1 pseudogene is annotated in these 281 nt (G+C 32.7%); it reads right to left on the minus strand.

Annotation, left to right across the window (positions count from 1 at the left end):
• Nucleotides 1-238, minus strand: a pseudogene (locus ACG9ZB_RS17230) (hypothetical protein); the annotation flags it as partial.
• Nucleotides 239-281: the final 43 nt, after the last annotated feature.

Consider the following 281-nt stretch of genomic DNA (forward strand, 5'->3'; position numbering starts at 1 on the left):
CTCCAGCACTTAAAGCAATTCCACCAACAAAAGCGATCTTAAAAAACTTCCTTAAAGCGGTATAAATAGAATCTTCTTGTGCACCAGTCGCAATATTGTAGCCAATGATCAGGATATAAATTTTTGCAGCAGTCAAAGCTATAGGAACAATTGCAGAAGCTATATTACTACTAACACCTGTCACGTAACTTGCTAATAGAGAATCAATTTTTGTTTCTAATGTATTAATAATTTCCATTGCAATCCCCTATAAATCCTTAATTATTTTGAATATGGGTTAT

It is taken from the genome of Acinetobacter johnsonii, assembly GCF_048551975.1.
GTDB classification, from domain to species: domain Bacteria; phylum Pseudomonadota; class Gammaproteobacteria; order Pseudomonadales; family Moraxellaceae; genus Acinetobacter; species Acinetobacter johnsonii_A.